The sequence below is a fragment of the Alteromonas sp. S167 genome (assembly GCF_036864375.1).
Taxonomy (GTDB): domain Bacteria; phylum Pseudomonadota; class Gammaproteobacteria; order Enterobacterales; family Alteromonadaceae; genus Alteromonas.
In genome coordinates this window covers 118,298-139,804 of sequence record NZ_JAZETR010000008.1, presented here as the reverse complement: position 1 = coordinate 139,804, position 21,507 = coordinate 118,298, and the positions used below count along the sequence as shown (strand labels likewise).

Below are 21,507 nucleotides of genomic sequence, written 5' to 3'. Positions count from 1 at the left end.
AATTAATCTACTCGTGTCATTACTGGTCTTACGACTGCGGTTTTACCTTCATTATTTCGGCGTAAAGGTGGTATATCGCGTTTGGATGGAGTAGCGTTACGCTAAACCACCGCAGAAAATGTGGCACAACTATACCGCTGTACTATTACTAGGGGCAACCAAGGTTTTCAAATTTAACGTCTAAACGTATGTTTACGCCATAAAACGTTAAATGCCTATAAGTACGACTACGCTAGATAGCACTTAATATGGCCCTTAAATATGGCACCTAAAAATAGCACCGTAGTATAGAAATGAAATAAAACAGCAAGGCAGCTATAAACGTTTACGTGAATTACCCATGACATCGCTAACTCTTTTAATGATTACCGTGGCCTACTTATTCGGCTCGCTATCCAGTGCTGTGGTAATTAGCCACGCTTTTCGATTACCCGACCCAAGGACAGCTGGCTCAAAAAACCCTGGAGCTACAAATGTCTATCGCTTAGGCGGCAGAATACCCGCCCTATTGGTACTTGTAATGGATATCTTAAAAGGCACCATTCCCGTTTACGGAAGTTACTTTTTAGGTATTGAGCCTATTTTACTTGGCGTTATCGCAATAGCGGCGTGCCTTGGCCATATTTTCCCACTGTATTTTGGTTTTAAAGGCGGTAAAGCAGTGGCTACTGCCTTCGGTGCTATGTTACCCATAGGGTTGGACTTGGCTGGGCTACTTATTTTGTGTTGGGTTATTGCAGTGTTTTTTACTGGCTATTCATCGCTGGGCGCACTTATTGCGGTGTCGCTTGCACCCATTTTTACCTACCTTATTAAACCTCTGTACACCATTCCTGTAGCTATGTTGTCTCTACTTATTATTGTACGCCATAAAGACAACATCAGCCGCTTATTTGCTGGCAACGAAAGTAAAGTATGGGACAAGGGCAATATTAAAGAGTAAGGCCGTCTTCCAATACGTCAATTTTACCGTCTATAGGTGAAAGCGGCGTTATGCCTAGGATTTCTGCCAATGCAGGGTAAATTTCAAGGTTTGAAAATGCCGGAAGCGTTGCTCCCTTTTTAAAAGCGGGCCCGGCAGCAATGAAAAGCGCGCCCATATCGGGTAGCGTATTTAAATATCCATGACTGCCTTTATTAGAATAGGTTTTTCCGTCGCTAACAAAGCGCGCGGGTGGCGCAATTTCAATTAAAATATCGCCGGTACGGTCGCCTTTCTGCATTGCTCTATCTGCACGCTGCGAATCGTTAAGCACTAAGAACTTGCCTTGCGATATAGAGTTTAGACGCTCTTTTTCTCTGCTTATTTCGTCGTTAGATACGCCCGGCAATGCATAAAGATGAATTTGTGCCCCTTCGTTTTCAGCAATAAAATTATCTGAAATATTGAGCGTGGCAACATCAATTAACGCGTTGTTATCAATGTTTGTCATTCCGTGGTCTGATACCACAACAAGATTAACGTTAATACCAAGGTCGTTTAATCTGTCATACAGCTGCCCAATTAACGCATCCACGAACTGTACGGCATATTTAGTTTCATCAGACGCTGGGCCTTCATTGTGACCAATGGTGTCGGTTAGTGAAAAATAACCTGCGACAAAACGGGGGCGAGACACCTCCGGCAAACTCATCCACTGCACAATTTGATCGATGCGCTGCTGATAGCTCGCAAACTTTGAGTAGTGGTAGTGATAAGTAGGCAGCGCACCTGATATGCGAGCATCGGATTCAGGCCAGAAAAAGGCACCGGCTTTTAAACCGTGATACTCAGCCAATGTCCATAGCGGAATACCCGTTATCCACGTACTGTCTTTAAGTCCACCGCCCAGCTTGTATTGTGCATAGCCCGGCATATCATTTTGCATATACGGGCGTGACTTGTCGTAAAACCTATTATTAACAATGCCGTGGTTTTTTGGTAATAACCCGGTTACTAACGAAATATGATTGGGAAATGTATTGGCAGGGTAAACCGGTGTTAACGAGGCGCTGCGAACACCGTCTTTAGCTATGCGGTTGAGGTGCTTGGCATTGTGTAACTCAACGTAATCGTGCCTGAAACCATCAAGCGACATTAACACCACGTGCTGCGGTGCATTTGCCTTTACTTGTATATTTTCATTGGCAGCGCGTGTTGGGGTACACGATAAAAAGAAACATATTAAAAACCAAGTAATGCCCTGCATATTCAAACTATTCGCTGCCCTACTCACACTACTACCTCAACTTTCTTTTATTTTCTTGCCGTGCTTTATGCTTTGCGCACTTTTATTCTAAAGTGCCTACCTTAAAGTCAGATAGCTGTTAAGGTGTCTAGCGGCCAACGCGGTTTGGCCTGAGAAGAAAGCCCAAGTATTTCACCCGCTTTTAGTCGCTGCATACCCGCGTACGCAATCATTGCACCGTTGTCTGTGCAATAAGCAAGGCTAGGATAAAACACTTCACCTTTAAGCTCTGTCATTAGGTTTTGCATTTGCTCGCGCAGCATAGTGTTGGCACTTACACCACCCGCTATTACTAGTCGCTTCATGCCTGTTTGCTTAAGTGCTCTCTTGCATTTGATAATAAGCGTATCTACAACCGCTTCTTGAAACGCATACGCAATGTTGGCTTTTATCTGCTCAGCATCGTTTCCGGTTAAGTCTGCATCGCGAATAGTATTAGCGGCAAACGTTTTTAAACCGCTAAAGCTAAAATCTAAACCTGGTCTGTCAGTCATAGGGCGTGGAAACTTATAGTGCCCGGGTTCACCTTTTTCAGCCAACTTTGCCAGTAGCGGGCCACCAGGGTAGTCCAAACCAAGCAGTTTTGCAGTTTTATCAAATGCTTCACCGGCTGCATCGTCGATAGATTCACCAAGTACTTCATAAGCACCAATGGATTCTACTTTAACCAACATAGAGTGACCGCCAGACACAAGCAGTGCTACAAAAGGAAATTCAGGGGCATGTGCTTCAAGCATAGGAGCTAAAAGATGTCCTTCCATGTGATGAACGCCAACCGCGGGCACGTTCCATGCGTAAGCTAACGAACGTCCTACAGAAGAGCCTACCAACAGTGCGCCAACTAAACCTGGGCCTTGTGTAAATGCAACGCCGTCAATATCTGAAGGTTTGCTGTTGGCATCCTGCATGGCTTTTTCAATAAGAGGAATAATTTTACGAACGTGATCGCGTGAGGCCAGTTCTGGAACGACACCACCGTAGTCGGCATGCAGCTTCACTTGGCTGTATAATTCGTGCGATAACAACCCTTTTTCGTCGTCGTACACGGCAATGCCTGTTTCGTCACACGATGTTTCTATTCCTAAAATCCGCATTAAGGCGACCCCTATTCACTACTTATAGATTTTCAAAGATCTGAAAATTATTACTGGCGATCTTGTGCGATCATCTTTATGATCTGCCCGCGATCGAATCCGACTCCACATCAAAACATATTCTTTGCGGTGGGTCGCTCACATCATATGGGCGCAGAGTTTACCTTTAAACCAGCATTCATGGAATGCTAACAAAGGGGTAATTGCAGTTTATTGACTATTTTTTGGCAATTCATCCTTTACTTTCTCTGTAGATATGATTAGAATTTCGCACCATTTTTAACCCGGGTGGCCTTTTTAGCGCACAATTTTACCCGGATTTACACAGTAAAAGTTTTGAGGTGAGTGTTTAATGCCTATCGTTAAAGTTAGAGAAAACGAGCCGTTTGATGTGGCGCTGCGTCGTTTTAAGCGTTCTTGTGAAAAAGCAGGTGTTCTTTCTGAAGTTCGTCGTCGTGAATTCTTCGAAAAGCCAACTTGGGAACGCAAGCGCAAGAAAGCTGCCGCTAAAAAGCGTCATCTTAAGAAGCTAGCTCGTGAAAACGCACGTCGCGTAAAACTCTACTAATATAGGGTTAAGTAACGAGTCTGAAAGGTGTTGCAATTGCAGCACCTTTCGCGTTTCTGGGCCTCTATTTTTTACTTCGCTTAATCAAATAAAAAACAGGAAGCATCATGGCACTAATTGATGATTTAAAAAATGCACAGAAAGACGCTATGCGCGCGAAAGATAAAGTACGTCTAGGTACTATTCGTATGGCGCTTGCTGCAATTAAACAAAAAGAAATCGACGAACAAATCACATTAGACGATAGCGCAATTCTTGCGGTATTGACCAAAATGGTAAAGCAGCGCCAAGACGCTGCCTCTCAGTTCGATGCTGCCAACCGTGATGATCTTGCAAGTAAAGAGCGCGAAGAAATCACGCATATTGAAGGTTTCTTGCCTAAGCCATTAACTGACGATGAGCTTAGTGCGCTTATTGATGAAACAATGGCCGCAACAGGTGCTAGCGGTATGCAAGACATGGGTAAAGTAATGGGCGCAATAAAGCCAAAAGTACAGGGCCGTACCGACATGGGCGCGCTAAGTGCTAAAATTAAGGCTCGCCTGAACGCATAAGCCCTAATGCAAAAAGTGTATAACGAAGGCGCAACACCCTAGTCATGCATTTATAATAGGTAAAAATGAGAACGCTGATTGGTTAGTCGTTCTCATTTTCAAACTTCCCTGTTACAGTACTGTTCGATTTACGTTTTTGACTCTCCCATGGCTGGAAAAATACCTCGCGATTTTATTGATGACTTACTTTCTCGTACCGACGTTGTAGAGATTGTAGACAGTCGTGTTAAGTTGAAAAAAGCTGGCAAGAACTATCAAGCATGCTGCCCTTTTCACAATGAAAAATCCCCTTCGTTTACCGTAAGCCAAGACAAGCAGTTTTATCATTGCTTTGGCTGTGGTGCTCACGGCAACGCTATTTCATTTATGATGGAATTCGACAGGCTTGAATTCGTTGAAGCCATTGAGGAACTAGCGCGCTATCACGGTTTAGAAGTTCCTCGTGAAAAAGGCAGTCGCCCTGCTATGAGCGAGGAGAAAAAACAACAGCAGCAAGACGACTACGCTGTAATGGAACAAGTAGCTCGTTTTTTCCAGCATCAGCTTCGTCAGAACAGCAACAGTAAAAAGGCCATCGACTATCTTAAAAATCGCGGTTTAAGCGGTGATATTGTTAAGCAATGGGAAATTGGTTACGCCCCTGATAGTTGGGATGCCTTATTAAAGACATTTGGCACCGACCCTGGACGTATTAAACAGCTAATTGATTTAAAGCTGGTGAACAAAAACGACCAAGGTCGCACCTATGACTTTTTCCGCGACCGAATTATGTTCCCCATCCGCGATAAGCGAGGACGCGTAGTTGGTTTTGGCGGACGCGTATTAGAAGACGGTGGTCCTAAATATTTAAACTCGCCTGAAACGCGTATTTTCCACAAAGGAAGCGAGCTTTTTGGTTTTTATTCTGCCCGGCAGCAAAACAGAAACCTAGATACGGTAGTGATTGTTGAAGGTTATATGGACGTGGTTGCGCTTAGCCAGTTCGACATCAATATTGCTACTGCCGCCCTAGGTACGGCCACTACCCCTGAACATATACAAATGCTAGTGCGCGCGACGTCACACATTGTATGCTGTTATGACGGAGACCGCGCTGGTCGCGAAGCCGCATGGCGTGCACTTGAAAATGCCCTGCCTTCGCTTAAAGATGGCGTGCGACTTTCGTTTTTATTTTTGCCTGACGGCGAAGACCCAGACACCATGGTACGCCAAGTTGGTAAAGATGCATTTATGGGTATGCTCGATACGGCAATGCCCTTGTCGCGATTTTTCTTTGAAAACCTATTGAAAACCCATAATGTGGGAACACCTGAGGGCAAAATAGCACTTAAAAAAGCTGCTATGCCGCTTATTGAAAGTACGTTGGGTGAAGATCAGAAACAAATGCTGCTTGAAGAGCTTGCCAAACACACTGGCGAATTCGATCGTTTCAAACTTCAACAAGATATATCTCGAGCAAACCAGGGCAGCAAACAAGCGTATTCACCTAATAGAACCCAGGTTAACAAGCCTAAGCTTTCGCCGCTGCGTATGCTAATTCGTCTGCTATTAGACCAACCTGCGTTGGCAAGCCAGTGCGAAGACGTACAAATTGGTATTTTCGCGGGAAGCAACGCCGCTGGCATGGACTTATTGCGCGATATTCACACTTATTGTTTAGCCAATCCTAATGCTAATACTGCGCAACTTGTTGAAAATTTCCGCAACCATCCCCACTCATCTACTATCGCGAAATTATTGTTACAAGAACACTTGGTAAAAGACGAGGATGCTGAACGTGTTTATAACGACAGCTTCGCTCGCTTACTTGATGGGCATTTCGATAGCCGAATAGAGACCTTAATTTCTCGTTCTAGGGTTCAGCCGCTGACAAAAGCGGAGAAAGAGGAACTGAACCTACTTATGAGGGAAAGACAAAAAAGCTGACCAACGGGTTAACCCTTTTTTGTTCACAAAATACTGGCTAAAAAATCGGCCGCCAATCTGGTCAAACAACCGTTGACTCTGCTATACTGGCTAATTCGCTGTAGGTAGACATGATTGCATTAGACAGCTCTAATATGAGCTTAGAGATGAAGGCTAATGTGAACAGCTTATGTAAACAAGAATGCAGCAACAAAAGTAGCAAAGATATAGCCGACTATAACGGGCAGAACCGAACCCGAGCCGATGTGAACCGCATATGCGTAGAATGAGAGCAGCGTGGCATCGAGCAACAAAACGGCCTTGATACAAAAGCAGTAATACAGCAAATAAGGGAACATGCCGCCGTGTGTGTTGTCTTTTTTAATGCAAACTAATTGAATGTGAGAAGTGTAGGTTATATGGCGCAAAGCAAGCAGTCTCAGATTAAACTCCTGATTGCAAAGGGTAAAGAGCAAGGTTACTTAACCTTTGCAGAAGTTAACGACCACCTGCCGCAAGACATTGTCGATTCTGATCAAATCGAAGACATAATCCGCATGATTAACGACATGGGAATTCAAGTTTCTGAATCAGCTCCTGATGCAGACGAACTTCTCATGCAAGAAGCAAATGCCGATGAAGATGCTGCTGAAGCTGCAGCACAGGCACTTGCTACTGTAGAAAGTGAAATTGGTCGCACAACTGACCCTGTTCGTATGTACATGCGTGAAATGGGAACGGTTGAACTTCTTACGCGTGAAGGCGAAATTGAAATCGCTAAGCGTATTGAAGACGGTATTAATCAGGTTCAGTGCTCTGTTGCTGAGTACCCAGAAGCCATCACTTATCTACTTGACCAATGGGACCTTTTTGAGGCTGAAGAAATTCGCCTAAGCGATATCATTTCAGGTTTTGTAGACCCGAATGACGACCAAGATTTAGCACCTACGGCCACGCACGTTGGTTCTGAGCTTTCAGAAGAAGAGCTTGACGACGAAGATGACGACGGTGATGACGACGACAGCGATGAAGATGAAGGCGGTGTTGATCCTGAACTAGCTCGTGAGCGCTTTGCTGAGCTACGTGAACAGTATCAAAAAACGCGCGCTGTTATCGAGAAGAAAGGTCGTGCTCACGCCGACTCTCGCGAGCAAATCACTGCGCTTAGTGACGTGTTTAAAGAGTTCCGCTTGGTACCTAAGCAATTCGACCGCATGGTAAGAAACATGCGTGAGATGATGGACAAGGTTCGCATCCAAGAACGTCTTGTTATGAAGTTCTGCGTTGTTAACGCAAAAATGCCGAAGAAAGACTTCATTAAAGCGTTCGCAGGCAACGAAACATCAACGGCATGGTTACATGAAGCAGTAAAATCTGGCGCGGCTTACGCAGCAGATTTAGCCATTAACCAAGAAGAAATTGAGCGTTGCATCAGCAAGATGAACCAAGTTGAACAAGAAACTGGTTTAGTTATTGCTGATATCAAAGACATTAACCGTCGCATGTCTATCGGTGAAGCGAAAGCACGCCGTGCGAAGAAAGAGATGGTAGAAGCTAACCTTCGTCTTGTAATTTCAATTGCGAAGAAGTACACAAACCGCGGCCTTCAATTCCTTGATCTTATTCAGGAAGGTAACATCGGCCTAATGAAGGCGGTAGATAAGTTTGAATACCGTCGTGGTTATAAGTTCTCTACCTATGCAACATGGTGGATCCGTCAGGCAATCACGCGTTCAATCGCGGACCAAGCCCGTACTATCCGTATACCAGTGCATATGATTGAGACTATTAACAAACTTAATCGTATCTCTCGTCAAATGCTTCAGGAAATGGGTCGTGAGCCTACACCTGAAGAATTGTCGGAACGCATGCTAATGCCAGAAGATAAGATCCGTAAAGTTCTGAAAATTGCAAAAGAGCCAATCTCGATGGAAACGCCTATCGGTGATGATGAAGATTCACATCTTGGTGACTTTATCGAGGACAGCACAATTATTCAGCCCCTCGATTCTGCAACTGGCGGTAGCTTGAAAGACGCTACTCAAGAAGTTCTAGCAGGCCTAACAGCACGTGAAGCGAAAGTACTGCGTATGCGTTTCGGTATTGATATGAACACCGACCACACGCTAGAAGAGGTAGGTAAGCAGTTTGATGTAACGCGTGAGCGTATTCGTCAGATTGAAGCAAAAGCGCTTCGTAAGCTTCGCCACCCTAGCCGTTCAGAGCAGCTTCGCAGCTTCTTGGACGAATAGTAAAAAGTAATACTTCGAATAAAAATCCCCGGCCTTGGCTGGGGATTTTTTTATGCCTACGCTTTATCCAAGATAATGCTTTACACACCCGCACGTAATTAGAAGGTTCCTCAGCGGTAACTAAGCGTTTTCTAAATACCCTTAGACACAAAAAAGCCTCCGAATGGAGGCTTCATAATGATAGACGTTATGCTTGCTGCCTACGGCTTACACTCTAAATTGTTTTGCAATTGACTCTAGGTGTTGCGCTAAATCTGCAAGTTCATTACACATGCTACCTAGTTCACCTGAGCGGCTTGCAGTTTGCTCTGTACGCTCATGAATTTCATCTACGTGGCGTACAATATCAACAGCAACCGTACGTTGGTCTTCGGTGTTATGTGCAATTTGCTCGTTCATCTGATTAATGCGGCCGATAGTGCTAGTAATAGTTTCTAGGCTGCTACCGGCTTTATTGGCAGTCTCAACACTGCTTGTTGCCTGTTCAGTACCACGAGCCATTACTTCTACCGCAGAATGGGCTGCATTTTGTAGCTGCTCGATGGTGCTTTGAATTTCTTCAGTAGACTGCTGTGTACGTGAAGCTAGCGTTCGTACCTCATCAGCAACAACCGCGAAGCCTCTGCCTTGTTCACCGGCACGTGCAGCCTCGATCGCCGCGTTAAGTGCAAGAAGGTTAGTTTGCTCAGCAATACCTTTAATAACATCAAGCACAGAGCCAACTTTGTTTGAATCTGACTCGAGACGTGCAATTACGTCGGCGGTCTCACGCACGTTCTCAGCAAGCTGCTGAATGCTGGTTACCGTCTGCTGTACAATTTGACGGCCTTCACTTGCCGCAGACGTCGCTTCATTAGCATCGCTCGCTGCCTGAGCTGCACTGTGTGCCACGCCGTCTACCGAGCCACTCATGGTATCAACCGCTTTTTTCGCATTGGTCGCTGATTTCTGCTGAACGTCGATAGTACGCTGCGTTTCTTCCGTTACACCGCGAAGATTTTGCGCTAAGTTAGACAAGGGCAGGCTAGCTTCAACAACGTCTTTTACAACGCCTTGTAACTTATCCATAAATTGGTTGAACCAATAAACAAGCTCACCAATTTCGTCTTCACTTTTCGTTTCAATACGTACCGTTAGGTCGCCGTTTTCTTGGGCAATGTCCTTTAACGAGCGAACAACATCGTCAATGCTTTGCTTGATGCCGCGTACAATCGGTACAGCAGTAGCAAATAATAAAATGGTTACTGCGATAGTAAGAATTACACCCGTGCTAATAAGCGAGGTATTTGCTGAATCCGTATTTTTGAATGCTTTTTCAAATGCAGCTTGCTGTGCGTCTCTGAAGCGTGTCATCGAGGCAATAACGCCGTCGTATGAGCCATTCATTTGTGACGACAACTCGCCAAGGCGGCTAAAATCAGCGGTTCCGTTAACCATTGACTGCGACACATCAAACGCAACTTTAAAGTAATCTTCAAAACCTGAAGAAATGCGCGAGATCTCAGATCGAAAATCTGGGCTTATGGATGAAATTTGATTAAGGCCTGTTTCCACTTCAGCAGCTAGGTCTTGTGCAACTGCTAGTGTGTCTTGATCACCTGTTGTTACCGCGCTTGAAAGTGTGTCTCGCACTTTCTGCATATCAACAAGCGTTGAAGCGGATAGCTGTAGCGCTGGGAACTGTACCTTTTGTACCTTTTCAAGCGTAGCGCCGTTATTTAGCGCCGTGTATACGGTGATAAGCAAAAATATGATAAAGCTTAACGCCGCTATTCCCGGAATTAGAAATATCTTTGTCGCTATGGGCATTTTCTTCAGGAAATTCATCAGCTATCTCACTGTTTTATTATTTACATCTACTTTCAGGCTAACCCGAAAATACCTCTTGTTCTATTATATCTTCTTATTTACGAAAAACTTTAATCTAAATTAAAAGGGTCGCGCTTTACACAAGCGCGACCCTATTTTCACTACTTAGAACGTGTAGTTCGCACCTACTTTCAGTAGGGTCGCATCATTTGCATCGTTCAGGTCGTCAGAATACCAAGTAACGTCGACTTTAAGAGCAAAACCTGGCTCAACGTCGTAACGAAGACCCGCAGTAACAGCCGAAACATCAAGTTCTTGCTGCGCTGCAATACCACCCGCGGCTTGCACTAAACCTGCATATGTTGCATCAGTTACTGCATCACCCGTCATAATTGTTGATGGAAGACCAGCAACAAGCGCTAGTTGGTTTGCATTATCAGCCTCTTCTACTTCATAAGTAATGTGTGGCGTGAACTTGCCAAGACGTAGGCCTGCGGTGATGTAATACGCTTTGTTATCAGCAATAATAGAACCATCTACTTCAGTTTGTGTAAATTCTGCACCTACAAACCAGTCGTACTTGTCGATATCTACCGCTACTTCAAAGAAGGTTCCTGTATCTTCATTTACGCTAAAGCCTTCAGCCGCGGCGCCTGCTGTTGGAACAAACGGGGCGAATTGGCCTAAACCAGCAACAAAACCATCAAACTCTGGGTTCTGAGCGCTTGTTTTACCACGTGCAATAAGCGAGCGAACGCTAAACCAATCACGAGTGGCTTCTACAGACACTGCAAGTACGTTTTCAAGCTCAAGTAGCGCAGGTGTGCCTGAAATTGTTGTGTTAGTTTCAACACGACCCGCAGTAAACTGTGCACCGTATTCCCAATCGCCAGCGTAATTTGAATAATCAACACGCACACCATCAATGTTGTTAAAGTCGATGCCATATACCGCATCAGGTGGTGTTAGCCAGTGGTACGAATAACCAACATCAAGCGATGCAGAATATTTAAATAACGGCATACGTAGGCGGCCAGCACTGATGTTTGTATTGTTGCTTAGCGAATAGGTCATGTAAGCCCATTCAAAGTCTGCGTCGTAATCGTCGCGACCACGTCCAACTACCTGCGCCGTTGCAGATAACTTATCGCTAACTTCGCCACGTACTTGCAAGCCAAATACGCTTGCAGGATCGAAGCTGAAATCATCGTCATAGTCGTAAACAGTCTCGCCATCGCTCAGCGTCATACCGCCAATAAGGTTCGCGAAACCATTAATCTGTACGTCTGCCATTGCAGGTGCCGCCAAAAGGCCAGCCATAGATAACATAGCTAATTTGGTTTTCATGTGTGTTCCTTTAAATCTTTATTTGTCGGTAAACTAAAACGTAGCAACTACACGAACGCTGTCGTTTACTGCACTTGCATCTACATAGCCAATTGCACCCGCGTTTGCCGCTACGGCTGCAACAACGTCTGCATCGCTCGACAGTGCTTTAGGAGGCTGACCCTTACCAGTGAATACAAGCTTCGACCAAAACGCAGTTAGCTGTGCCGCTGTCTTGTTCAACACTTTGCCGTTGAATTCATCTGTTGCCGCTGCACCCTCGTCAAGCGCGATTGGCTCTGCTTGCGTACCGCTTGGGAATGCTTTCGCTTTATTAAGGAATAGACGGCTGATGCTATCTTTGTCGAGGGCGTCACCGTTACTTGGATTAACGATAACTGCTACTTCAGCAAAAGCCACGTTGCAGCATAGGCTTGCTGCAAGTATCCATTTCTTCATGATGTGTCCTCTAAACTCTACTATTAGGTTTCATGCTCTTTTGCTTATCAACTGCTACTCTTCGTAGGCAAGGTGTTAAGCGTTGCGATATCTTTTATGCTAATTATCAGACAACGAAGTAAGTATTAGTCACAAAAGCCATATTCGCCAATTTGAGCATTAAGTTTTTACTGTTTAAAAATTAATAACTTATACAAGCGTTTGAAATTGGGCGCAGTTTAGAGGAAGGGCAAGTTTATTCAACTATACAATTGTCTAATCAATACGTTTCAACGTATTAACTTGCCATTTTTAGGTGACTAATTGCTAGCCAGAAGAAAAATAAGCTTTATATATCAAATATATAAAAACACATACCTATATATAAAAACGAATACCTAATAATATTGGAGTATAGTATCAAATACCTGAATGCTTATTATTTATTCGCCGTAGCGCAGCATGCCTGCACAAAAAGCAGGCAAACACAGTGTGTTGGCCCGCTCAAGTAAACTATTCACCTTTCTTGTAAGGTATATCTTTTTCAAGTTTTTCTATTTCTTGCGTTCGCATAAGTGGCGAGCCTGTGTTTCTGGCCATCCAACTGTAAGCAGTAGGCACAACATACAGCGTCATAAATGCAGACAACAACACACCGGAGAAAATTACCATACCAATAACCATACGGCTTTCAGCGCCAGGGCCTGAAGCCAACACGAGTGGCAGTGAACTAAATACCGTAGTAAAACCTGTCATCACTATAGGGCGTAGGCGCTGCGCTGCGGCGCGTTTAAGCGCCTGCTCAAACTCCATTCCTGCATCGCGAAGCTGATTAGCAAATTCAACAATAAGAATACCGTTCTTAGCCGCAAGACCAATGAGCATAACTAGGCCTATTTGACTGTAGATGTTGATGGTCATATCTGAGAAGAAGAGCCCAATATAAGCGCCCACAAGGGCCAATGGAACGGTTAGCATGATAACCAATGGATGCACCCAACTTTCAAACTGTGCAGCCAATATAAGGTAGGTCACTGCTAACGCCAAAAGGAACACATAGACAAACGAATTACCGGCTTCGTTATACAGCTGAGACTCGCCCTTGTAGTCTATCGATACGTTATCTGGTAATTCCGTTCGAACAATATCTTCAAGGTACGCTAATGCCTCGCCCAGTGTGTAGCCATCGGCTAAATTGGCAGAAATAGTAACCGCACGCATACGGTTGTATCTGTTTAATCGTGATGACGTAGCCTGCTCTGCAAAAGTAAGTAAGTTATCCATAGGAATAAGCTCACCGGTACGCGAAGAACGCACATAGAGGTTTTCTATACTGTTGGGGCTTCTAAAGTCATCTTCGATACCTTCAATAATAACGTCGTACTCTTCACCTCTGTCTAGGAAGGTAGATACTCTGCGCTGCCCTAACATCACCTCAAGTGTTCCGCCAATGTCACTTATTGAAACACCGAGGTCCGCCGCTCGGTCGCGATTAATGTTCACCAATAATTGAGGAGATGTTTCTTTGTAATCTGAATCAAGGCGAATGAGATTGCTATTTTCACTGGCTTTCTCGAGCACAGTATCTCGCCACGCAACCAAGTTTTCATAGGTATCACCCTGCAATACAAACTGAACAGGACGTCCAAAACCACCGCCTGACACACCACTTCGCATAATGGCGAATGCACGAACATCAGGCACGGTATTAAGCTTTGCGCTTATTTCGTCCATGAGCTCAAAGGTGGAAAAGTCTCGCTCATCCCAATCTGCTGAACCTACAATAGCAATACCTGCATTGCCGCCAAACCCCGGAGTGCGCACCAAAAGACGGTTTATTTTTCCGTTCTCACGATAAGGCATAAGTACGTCTTCAATTTGCTTGAGGTTTGACGCATTGCTTTCAAAGCTGGCACCTTCTTGGGCATTCATCAAAATAAAGAAGTTACCTCTATCTTCTTTAGGTACAAACTCACTCGGGACACGTTCAGAAAGCTGCACTAAAGCAACTACCGCTACAACTAGCATAATTACCATAAGTAATGGCTGATGAAGGGTTTTGCCTAAGCTGTTGAAATAGCTGTTTTCAAGCGCACTAAACTGCTTATCCATCCAGTTGCCAAAACCCGATGAACGCTCGCGTTTTTTCAGAATTTTAGATGCCATCATGGGTGATAGGGTAAGTGCTGTGAAACTTGAAAATGCCACAGCAGCAGCAATAGCTAGCGCAAATTCAGTAAATAGCCTACCAATATTCCCCTCTAAAAATACCAAGGGTACAAATACGGAAATAAGGACTAACGTGGTAGCAATAACAGCAAAACCGACTTCTCGTGCGCCGCGATAGGCTGCAAGTATTGGTGGCTCACCCATTTCAATTCGACGATAGATGTTTTCTAGCACAACAATGGCGTCATCTACCACCAAACCTATGGCAAGCACCATGGCCAACAACGTCAGCAAATTAATTGAAAAGCCCAGTGCGTACATTACGATAAACGCGGCAATAATAGATACCGGTACGGTCACAGCAGGGATAAAGGTGGCGCGTACATTGCCCAAAAACAGGTAGATAACTATTACAACCATCATCATCGCGATGGCAAGCGTTTGATAAACCTCATCAATGGATGCTTCGATAAACACGCTTGAATCGTAACTAGGTACAATAAAGATATTGTCGGGTAACGACTCTTCTATGCGAGTAATTTGCTCTTTTGCGGCCCGAGCTACGTCTAGCGTATTTGCTTTTGATTGCTTGATAATACCCAAACCAATCATGTTTACGCCGTCACCGCGAAACTCGGTTTCATCGTCTTCAGCGGTTAGCTCTACGTTGGCAATCTCTCCCAAGCGCACTAAATAACCGTCACTCCCCACCGCTACAGTAAGCGCAGCAAAGTCGTCTGGTGTTAAGAACGTTCTGGCAACGCGCACTTCAAAATTACGGTCAACCGATTCTACTTCGCCGGCTGGTAACTCAACGTTTTCAGCGCGAATGACTTGCTCTACGTCACTAACAGTAATACCACGAGCAGCCATTGCATTGCGGTCTAAAAACACCTTCATGGCATAACGACGGCCACCGCCAATTTGCACACGCGCTACACCATCAACAATAGATAGCCTGTCTACTAAAAAGCGTTCTGCGTAGTCGGTAAGTTCCATGGTATTTAAATTTGTACTTCTTAGGTTGTACCACACCACTGCGCTTTCATCAGAATTCGCCTTTGACACTTCGGGCGGATCGGCCTGGTCAGGCAAATTATTTAACGCGCGACTTACCCGCTCGCGCACATCGTTCGCTGCTGCATCGATATCGCGGGAAAGCTTAAATTCAATGGTAATGTCCGAACGTCCGTTTCTCGACGTCGACGTGACATTTTTTATGCCTTCAATACCTGAAATACGATCTTCAAGTAATTGGGTTATACGTGTTTCAACAATGTTTGCAGATGCGCCAGTGTAAGTGGTAGATACCGACACAATAGGCGGGTCAATGTCGGGATATTCACGCAGTGACAACATCGACACTGCCACAATGCCGAAAATAATAAGAATAAGGTTGATTACCGTAGCAAAGACTGGGCGCTTAACCGATACGTCAGACAATAGCATGATGTGCGCTCCTATCGATTTAAGACGTTAACGGGCGACTGGTCACGAACGCGAAGCGTACCTTCTGTGATCACCTCATCGCCTATGCTAACCCCTTCAATGATTTGTACGAAGCCTGGACGACGCTCACCAATCACCACCTCTTGCTGATGTGCAACATCGTCTTTAACCACATAAACAAACTGCTTATCTTCTACAGGTACTAGGGCTTTTTCTGGCAGTACCAGTGTATTAAGCACGCGTTTTTCTACAACCACAGTAAGCAGCATGCCTGGACGTAAACGGCTGTCTTTATTTTGAATAGTAGCGCGCACACGAATAGCACGACTAACAGGGTCTAAACGGGTGTCTATATTCGTAATTTCGCCTTCAAATGCTTCGCCAGGATAGGCGACAGACGCAGCAGATAATCGCTGTCCTTTAGCAACGCTTCCAAGATGGTTTTCAGCTATGCTGAAGTCAACCTTTACTACGCTTATATCATCAAGCGTTGAAATGGTTGTGCCCGGCTGAACCAATGAGCCGATACTAATTTCACGATTACCTAACAGGCCGCTAAACGGTGCGCGAATTTGAAGGTCATTAAGCTGCGCAATGGCGATATCTAACTGCGCTTCAAGTGCTTTAACTCGAGCTTGTTGCTCATCTAATAACTGCTCAGAGGTAGCATTAGACTGGCGCAGGTCAGCAATACGCGTGAACTGGCGTTTTGCCTCGTCGATATTGGCTTTCAGCTCTTCCACGCGAGCGCGCTCTTCAGTGTTATTTAATTGAACAAGTAGCTCACCTTCCATTGCTTTATCGCCATCTTCAAAGTTGATAGCTTTTACTGTTTCGGTAACTTGCGCGGTAATATTTACCGACTCGTTAGCAACGGCAGTGCCTAGCGACTCTATGGTAATAGGTAAAGTTTGCGTTTCGGCAATTGCAGTTTTCACCGGCGTTGCGCGCGGGCCTCGTTGTCCTGAAGCTTGCTCGTTTGGCAGGTTTAAATACACCACTACGGCTGCAAGAAGTACAACACCGATTAAAAGTGGAGACACTGAAATACGTGAAGACATAACCTTTCCTATAGGTAAAATGCTGCTCGACTGTTAAGCCAAGCAGTTGACATGAAAATTTCCCTTGAGAGTGTTTCATCAAGCGGTTAACTTACATGCTGTGTTGTTATTTTTTACTTACGTTGTGCAAAGCCCATTTTGAGCACGACGGTTTCGCACGTCTTTGTTACGAGTATTTTACCCAATTCGATGTCATTCTTATTTCGCTTATCAGTAATTTTCGCGGTTTTAACGTTTTTCGGCTGCTCAGAATCTATTCCAAACGAGCCCGCTTGCCGTATGCATGAAAACTTATCTAAAGTGCATCTCGATTCATCCGACGATACTTTCAAAGCCGCAGCCTGCGTTATTAAAACCAATAACCGTGTACTGCTTATTCGCCATCGCTTATCTGGAAAACTAGACTTTCCCGGTGGTGGGCGTATTGATGGCGTTTCTGCGGCCTGCACGGCGCATAGAGAAACATGGGAAGAAACGGGGTTTAACGTTGAAGTACAGCAGTTTCTTGGACAAAGTAGCAATGGCTTACTACTTTTTGGGTGTTATACCGACGCAGGGCTAGACGTATTACCAGAAGTATTCGACGCACCTGCTTGGGCTACCGTTGAGGTGACAGCACTAGAAAAAGCAGACCCATTTTTACTCACCCATGATGATTTACGCTTTGCAGATGACTTGGTTGTACTTCGAGATGCATACACAGCATATTCGGTAAAATAGCGTGGTTATAAAAACCGAGTAATAGCCACACGCTCTAGCTAATAACAATCTGTACTGACAAAGCGTTGTTCATTTCAAAGCGTATTGGTAAATTGTGCGCTTACATCTTTTAGGAGAACGAGCTTGTTTTCACTGCCCACCTTAAGCCTTAAAGGCAAAGTGTCTGATGAAGAGTGGCAAACCCGAGTAGACCTTGCGGCCTGCTACCGCCTTGTGGCAGATATGCGCTGGGGCGACCTTATTTACACCCATATATCGGCAAAAGTGCCTGGCACCGACCATTATTTGGTTAATGCATTTGGCCTAACCTTCGATGAAGTAACTGCGTCTAACTTAGTTAAAGTAGACTTGGCGGGCAACATTCTTGATGACACCCCTTATGGTATAAACCCTGCTGGTTTTACCATACACAGTGCTATTCACGAAGTTCGTCACGACGCCCAATGCGTCATCCACCTGCATACGCTTGCCACCATTTCGGTGGCGTCGGTAAAAGGCGGCTTAAGGCCGTGGAGCCAGTACTCTATGTTTTCTTTACCTTCACTTTCTTATCACAAGTATGAAGGCTTAGCCGTAGATGATGGCGAAAAACAGCGCCTACAAAATGACTTAGGTGACACCAACCACATGCTGCTACCTAATCATGGTGGCCTTACAGTAGGCCCTACCGTTGGAGACGCATTTATGCGCTTCTACGATTTACAGCGCGCGTGTGAAATACAGCTAGCGCTAATGCAGTCGAATGAAGACATTATTGAGATCCCTCAACCTATTATCGACGGTATATACGAACAAGCCAAAGTGGTACACAGCGGCGAAACCGGCGGGCAAAAAGCATGGCCAGCCATGCTACGTAAAGCCTACAAGCTTGACCCGAGTTTTTGCGAATAACCCTTACCTTAACGGAATAACATCAACACAATGAAAGTCACAAAAGTAGAAATTTTTGATATTGAATGCCCTAAACGCCCGCAGTGGAACCCGGTTTTTGTGCGTGTTTACACCGATGAAGGGTTAACGGGTGTGGGCGAAGCCGGCTTGGCCTACGACTGGGGTCACAGTGCTGCTGCGCATATGATTAAAGAAATTGCTGAAGCAATGCTAATTGGTTTTAACCCGTTTCACACCGAGTTATTGTGGTCGCGTATGCTGCGAGAAGGCTTTTGGGGCTTAGGCGGCGGCCCAGTTATTTATGCAGCAATGAGCGCTATTGATACTGCACTTTGGGATATCAAGGGTAAAGCATTGGGCCTACCCGTATACGAACTATTGGGTGGCAAAACAAACGGTAAATTACGCAGCTATGCAAGCCAGTTACAGTTTGACTGGGATAAAGAAGTTACCAAACTGAATGACCCTGCCGACTATGCGCGTGCTACTGAAAAAGCGTTAAAAGATGGCTACGATGCCGTAAAAGTAGACCCTATTGTTTACGACAAAGACGGCAATACCCATTTCGATAGAACCAAGCTTTTTACTAAACCAGAGCTAAAACTATTTAAAGCACGTCTTCAAGCCATTCGAGACACCATGGGTGAAGATGGCGATATCATCTTTGAATGCCATAGCTTACTTGGCGCTTCTACGGCTATTCAACTGGGCGACATTGTAGAAGAAATTGGCTGCTTGTATTACGAAGAGCCGGTTAATTACCTGAACTCGAAGCTGCATGACAAGGTGGCGAAGAACGTGAGAGTTCCTATTGCTGGCGGCGAGCGTTTATATCACCGCTGGGATGTTCGCCCTTACCTTGAAGACCAATCGCTTGACGTACTTCAGCCCGACGTTGGCTTATGCGGCGGTTTTACTGAAGCGAAAAAAGTGTGTGACTACGCTGATATTTACGATGTGCGTATTCAGGCTCACGTGTGTGGCGGCCCGGTAGCAACGGCGGCTAGCTTGCACTTAGAGACGGCTATTCCTAACTTTTTAATTCACGAGCATCACACTTACGCCATTAAAGATTGGAACCGCGAACTTTGTCTTCAAGACCCACAGCCTGTAAATGGCTTTATTGAAGCGCCAGATACCCCTGGAATTGGCATAGAGCTTAACGATGAAGTGGTGTATCGCTCACCGAACATGACTGTGACGTCGTTAAAATAATAGCGTTACTAGAGCGCAACATCGAAAAAGGGTTAACGTTTTACAGTTAACCCTTTTTTATTGCAAAACGAGCTCGCTATAAGACGTGCTATTTGCAAGACGCATAGTTTTGAAGGCGGTACCATTTATTCGCGTTGTCTGTAAGCCACGCTTTTTGTAGCGCACTGTCATATCGCTCCGCCATATGTTTGAACCCATTCCACAACGCAATATATGGCAAACGCCATAGCGATAGTGGGTAGTTACTTGCAAACATAACATTTTGCCCTGACGCTGCGTCTACTAACGCGTTGAACACCGAGTTTGCACGCTGCCAATGCCAGTTTCTGTCTTGCATTTCAAGGCCAGAGAACTTGAACGCCACTTGGCCGGTGTTCGACAGTAACTGAATATGCTGCTGCCAATTTTGGAACGCTCTACTGGCCATATCTAACGGCGCGATGGCTGTATGGTTAACAATAACCTTTAATGCAGGGTTACTCTCAACAACGCGCAATAACGCGCTTACTGCCTGAGCGTTTGATACATCAAACTGCGCGTCAAACGACAGTTCTTGTTCACTTAAATACGCCAAACTATGACGCGTTTTTGGCGAACGAAGAATGTCGTAGGCATCGTCATCAAGAATATGCCTTGCTCCCACTACAGCGCTGTAGCGTGCTAGTTTACTAATATGCTGTATGGCCGAGTTTGCAGTTACATTTATACACGCCACACTTTTAAAAGGCATAGTGCAGTGCTGTGTTAAAAACTCTACTTCGCGCCAAGGTCTTTCGTTATCAAAACCGGCTTCAATATGCACAAAGCTGCCTAACTTATTGTGTGATGCCAGTCTTAACTGCGTCTCTGTTCTAGAGCTGGCAATTTGGCTTTTATCAGGCCAGTAAGGTGGGTTGCTAGGCTTTAGCCAATCGTAACGCCCTTTATCTAGCGCAAACAAATGAATATGAGGGTCTACCCATTCATCACGAGGTTCAACCGCACTACCAGTTATGGTCATTGCGCAGTGTACCCACCATCGACAGCGTGCAGGCTACCTGTAATAAACGATGTTTTTTCGCTGCATAAGAAATAGGTTAACTCGGCAACATCTTCAGGCTGACCCAGTCTACCAATGGGCTGTGCAGCGGCTTCCTCTTTCACCACTTCACTCTTGTTTGCTCCTGAAGCCGCAACGTATTTATCAATGGCGTTGTGAAACAAAGGCGTTTCAATGGTACCGGGGCACACCGCGTTCACCCGAATGTTGAAAGGGGCATAATCTAAGGCCGTGGTTTTTGCTACCGACGCCAGCGCCGACTTCGTTAGCCCGTATGCAAATGAATTTCGCTTGCCCACAAAAGACTGATCTGACCCCATTACTACAATGGCACCAGCCCCCTGCTTTTTCATTACTGGTAACGTGGCTTTTATAGCACCGTAGGCACCTTTAACATTAAGGTTAAATATTTTATCAAGCAGTGCTTCATCGGTATCTTCAATGGTTGCCGACACATGCATGCCTGCATTGCACACCAAGGCATCTATACGACCGTACGTTGCAGCAACCTGCTCTACTGCGCTTGCTACATTGGCGACAACGCTTACGTCGCAGTGAATCCACTCACTATTTAACGGCGCGGTTTCAAAGTCGCGAATATCTAGGTTAACTACCTTGTAGCCGTTGCTTGAAAATACGTTGCACACGGCTAAGCCAATACCCAGACTTCCGCCGGTTACTACACACACAGGACGCTGTTCTGTCATATCACACATTACTTGTCGGTTACGTTTGTTTTCTAATGGCTAAGCATGCCAAGGCACAGCAGAAAAGCAAGCAAGATATGTT

At 45.1% G+C, this 21,507-nt stretch carries 17 protein-coding genes; 8 read left to right on the top strand and 9 right to left on the bottom strand.

What is annotated here, in order from left to right; genetic code table 11:
• The first annotated feature begins 340 nt into the window (after nt 1–340).
• On the top strand, nt 341–943 hold the full coding sequence (gene plsY, locus V7R35_RS13415; RefSeq protein ID WP_334015398.1) for a glycerol-3-phosphate 1-O-acyltransferase PlsY: 603 nt from the start codon (nt 341–343) through the stop codon (nt 941–943).
• Here the strand turns inward: plsY and V7R35_RS13410 are convergent.
• Nucleotides 933–2,189: an ectonucleotide pyrophosphatase/phosphodiesterase gene (locus V7R35_RS13410; RefSeq protein ID WP_438823481.1), complete on the bottom strand. Its 1,257-nt coding sequence runs from the start codon at nt 2,187–2,189 to the stop codon at nt 933–935. The genes plsY and V7R35_RS13410 overlap by 11 nt on opposite strands.
• A 107-nt stretch (nt 2,190–2,296) precedes the next feature.
• Entirely contained in the window at nt 2,297–3,322 is a 1,026-nt protein-coding gene (gene tsaD / locus V7R35_RS13405) for a tRNA (adenosine(37)-N6)-threonylcarbamoyltransferase complex transferase subunit TsaD (RefSeq protein ID WP_334015396.1), read from the bottom strand.
• A gap of 352 nt (nt 3,323–3,674) precedes the next feature.
• On the opposite strand from tsaD, the gene rpsU reads away from it, so the two are divergent.
• The 4 genes from rpsU to rpoD all read left to right on the top strand — a co-directional run bounded on the left by rpsU (nt 3,675) and on the right by rpoD (nt 8,601).
• On the top strand, nt 3,675–3,890 hold the full coding sequence (gene rpsU / locus V7R35_RS13400; protein ID WP_012517258.1) for a 30S ribosomal protein S21: 216 nt from the start codon (nt 3,675–3,677) through the stop codon (nt 3,888–3,890).
• 107 nt (nt 3,891–3,997) lie between these two features.
• Nucleotides 3,998–4,444: a GatB/YqeY domain-containing protein gene (locus V7R35_RS13395; protein WP_334015395.1), complete on the top strand. Its 447-nt coding sequence runs from the start codon at nt 3,998–4,000 to the stop codon at nt 4,442–4,444.
• A gap of 147 nt (nt 4,445–4,591) precedes the next feature.
• Complete coding sequence (gene dnaG, locus V7R35_RS13390; protein WP_334015393.1) at nt 4,592–6,370, top strand: DNA primase; 1,779 nt, start codon at nt 4,592–4,594, stop codon at nt 6,368–6,370.
• A 398-nt stretch (nt 6,371–6,768) separates the two neighbouring features.
• Nucleotides 6,769–8,601, top strand: a complete 1,833-nt coding sequence (gene rpoD / locus V7R35_RS13385; protein WP_334015391.1) for an RNA polymerase sigma factor RpoD — start codon at nt 6,769–6,771, stop codon at nt 8,599–8,601.
• A gap of 207 nt (nt 8,602–8,808) precedes the next feature.
• Here the strand turns inward: rpoD and V7R35_RS13380 are convergent, their stop codons facing one another.
• From V7R35_RS13380 to V7R35_RS13360, 5 genes are all read right to left on the bottom strand, one after another.
• Nucleotides 8,809–10,428 (bottom strand): methyl-accepting chemotaxis protein, encoded by a 1,620-nt coding sequence (locus V7R35_RS13380; protein WP_334015390.1) that lies wholly within the window; start codon nt 10,426–10,428, stop codon nt 8,809–8,811.
• A 147-nt stretch (nt 10,429–10,575) separates the two neighbouring features.
• Entirely contained in the window at nt 10,576–11,757 is a 1,182-nt protein-coding gene (locus tag V7R35_RS13375) for a topoisomerase IV (protein WP_334015389.1), read from the bottom strand.
• Nucleotides 11,758–11,790: 33 nt separating this feature from the next.
• Nucleotides 11,791–12,195 carry a phosphate ABC transporter substrate-binding protein gene (locus V7R35_RS13370; protein ID WP_334015388.1) on the bottom strand — a complete coding sequence of 135 codons (405 nt, stop codon included), beginning with the start codon at nt 12,193–12,195 and terminating at the stop codon, nt 11,791–11,793.
• Between the two features lie 492 nt (nt 12,196–12,687).
• Nucleotides 12,688–15,792 (bottom strand): efflux RND transporter permease subunit, encoded by a 3,105-nt coding sequence (locus V7R35_RS13365; RefSeq protein WP_334015387.1) that lies wholly within the window; start codon nt 15,790–15,792, stop codon nt 12,688–12,690.
• An 11-nt stretch (nt 15,793–15,803) separates the two neighbouring features.
• Nucleotides 15,804–16,853: an efflux RND transporter periplasmic adaptor subunit gene (locus tag V7R35_RS13360; RefSeq protein ID WP_334015386.1), complete on the bottom strand. Its 1,050-nt coding sequence runs from the start codon at nt 16,851–16,853 to the stop codon at nt 15,804–15,806.
• Between the two features lie 279 nt (nt 16,854–17,132).
• Between V7R35_RS13360 and V7R35_RS13355 the strand changes: the two genes are divergently transcribed.
• The 3 genes from V7R35_RS13355 (at nt 17,133) to V7R35_RS13345 (ending at nt 19,679) form a co-directional block, all read left to right on the top strand.
• The gene (locus V7R35_RS13355) at nt 17,133–17,573 is read left to right on the top strand and encodes an NUDIX hydrolase (RefSeq protein ID WP_334015385.1); all 441 of its coding nucleotides are present in this window, start codon (nt 17,133–17,135) and stop codon (nt 17,571–17,573) included.
• Between the two features lie 123 nt (nt 17,574–17,696).
• Nucleotides 17,697–18,464 carry a class II aldolase/adducin family protein gene (locus V7R35_RS13350; RefSeq protein WP_334015384.1) on the top strand — a complete coding sequence of 256 codons (768 nt, stop codon included), beginning with the start codon at nt 17,697–17,699 and terminating at the stop codon, nt 18,462–18,464.
• 30 nt (nt 18,465–18,494) lie between these two features.
• A complete protein-coding gene (locus V7R35_RS13345) occupies nt 18,495–19,679 on the top strand; it encodes a mandelate racemase/muconate lactonizing enzyme family protein (RefSeq protein ID WP_334015383.1) in 1,185 nt (394 codons plus the stop codon).
• 88 nt (nt 19,680–19,767) lie between these two features.
• Here the strand turns inward: V7R35_RS13345 and V7R35_RS13340 are convergent, their stop codons facing one another.
• Both V7R35_RS13340 and V7R35_RS13335 read right to left on the bottom strand, forming a co-directional pair.
• On the bottom strand, nt 19,768–20,679 hold the full coding sequence (locus V7R35_RS13340; RefSeq protein WP_334015381.1) for an amidohydrolase family protein: 912 nt from the start codon (nt 20,677–20,679) through the stop codon (nt 19,768–19,770).
• Complete coding sequence (locus V7R35_RS13335; protein ID WP_334015380.1) at nt 20,676–21,425, bottom strand: SDR family NAD(P)-dependent oxidoreductase; 750 nt, start codon at nt 21,423–21,425, stop codon at nt 20,676–20,678. The genes V7R35_RS13340 and V7R35_RS13335 overlap by 4 nt, the downstream gene beginning before the upstream one ends.
• Between the last annotated feature and the right edge of the window lie 82 nt (nt 21,426–21,507).